The 1,741-nt window shown below is 70.9% G+C and carries 1 protein-coding gene; it reads left to right on the top strand.

The genetic code is table 11. The features are described 5' to 3' along the window. Positions 1-345 precede the first annotated feature (345 nt). Entirely contained in the window at positions 346-1,665 is a 1,320-nt protein-coding gene (gene iscB, locus ABN273_RS59120) for an RNA-guided endonuclease IscB (protein WP_349458580.1), read from the top strand. Positions 1,666-1,741: the final 76 nt, after the last annotated feature.

Here is a 1,741-nt window from a genome sequence, read left to right as displayed (position 1 = left end):
CCTGAAGGAGCGACCACGTCACCCGCTCCCTGGCCTGAAGGCCGGGGCTTGCCCCGCTGAGCGGGGCGGGCCGGAGTGACCAGACCCAGCCATCACCCAACAGAGGAGGTGACCTTGATGGCTACGTTGCGCGTAGGACAGCAGACCGACCCTGGCGTGCTTCTCCAGCGCCAGGCTCTCGAACCGGTGGGAGCAGACAACCCCGGAGCAGGGACGAAACGGCTCACCGGCACCCGGGAACGGGTACCCGGCGCGGGACATGGTCGAGGAGAGATTCCCGCCGCTTCACCTGGGGGTGGGAGCGTCACCCCCGAACCCCTCGGGGCCGGGGAGAGGCACCGTGAGGTGCACCCGTTCGTGTTCGTGCTCGACAAGCACGGGCGCCCGCTGCAGCCGTGCACGCCTGCCAGGGCCAGGAGGCTGCTGGCGTCCGGGCGGGCTGTCGTGGCTCGGCACACCCCGTTCGTCATCCGGCTCAAGGACCGCACGGTCGCCGACTCCCAGGTGGACGGGGTTGAGGCCGGGACCGACCCCGGCAGCAAGCACACCGGCATCGCCGTGTTCACCACTCAGGCCGGGCAGCGGCGCGGCCGGTACAGCATCCAACTCGACCACCGCGGCACGATCATCCACAAGAAGGTGGAACAGCGGGCCGCCTACCGCAGGCGGCGCCGTTCGGCGAACCTCCGCTATCGCACCCCGCGGTTCCTCAACCAGCGGCGGCCGGACGGCTGGCTCGCCCCGTCCCTCAAGCACCGGGTGAACACCACACTCTCGTGGATAACGCGGCTGGCCCGGTGGGCGCCGCTGCGGGCGGTGCACGTGGAGCGGGTAGCGTTCGACACCCACGCCCTGTCGGCCGGTCGCCCGCTGGAAGGGGCGGAGTATCAGCAGGGCACCTTGTGCGGGTACGAGGTGCGCGAGTACCTGCTGGAGAAGTGGGGCCGGGCGTGTGCCTACTGCGGCAAGAGCGGTGTGCCGTTGAACATCGACCACATCCACCCTCGCTGCAGGGGCGGCTCGGACCGGGTCTCGAACCTGTGCGTGGCGTGCGTCGGCTGCAACCAGCGCAAGGGCGCACGCTCGGTGGAGGAGTTCCTGGCCGGACGCCCGACGGTACTGGCCCGGGTGCTGGCTCAGGCCAAGGCGCCGCTGCGGGACGCGGCGGCGGTGAACGCGACCCGGTGGGCGCTGTGGCGGGCACTGACGGCGACCGGTCTGCCCGTGCACGCTGCTTCCGGCGGGCGGACCAAGTGGAACCGGTCGCGGACCGGTGCCGCCAAGTCCCACACCCTGGACGCCCTGCACGTCGGCGGGCTGGAGACGGTGACCTGCTGGCCGAGCCGGGTGCTGGTGGCGGGTGCGGCCGGTCGCGGCAGCCACTGCCGGACCCGCACCAACCGTTTCGGCTTCCCCCGGCTACGGCTTCCGCGCATCAAGCAAGTGCACGGGTTCGCCACCGGTGATTTGGTCCGCGCGAGCGTGCCGTCCGGGAAGAACGCCGGGGTCCACACCGGCAGGACCGCGGTCCGCACGTCCGGCAAGTTCACCATCACCACCGCCCTTGGTGCCGTCCAGGGCATTCACTACCGGCACGTGCGCCTGCTGCAACGCGGCGACGGCTACGCCTACCACCTGCAAGGAGAAACCAGTGTGCCGCACTGACCGTTTCAACGGCGTTTCGCCTGGCGGCGAATCGCCTGTTCCTGCCCTGCTCCGCAGGGGACCGATTCCTCTCCGG

This window comes from Nonomuraea sp. B19D2 (assembly GCF_040137845.1).
In the GTDB taxonomy this organism is placed as follows: domain Bacteria; phylum Actinomycetota; class Actinomycetes; order Streptosporangiales; family Streptosporangiaceae; genus Nonomuraea.
This window is presented reverse-complemented; position numbering and strand designations above follow the sequence as displayed.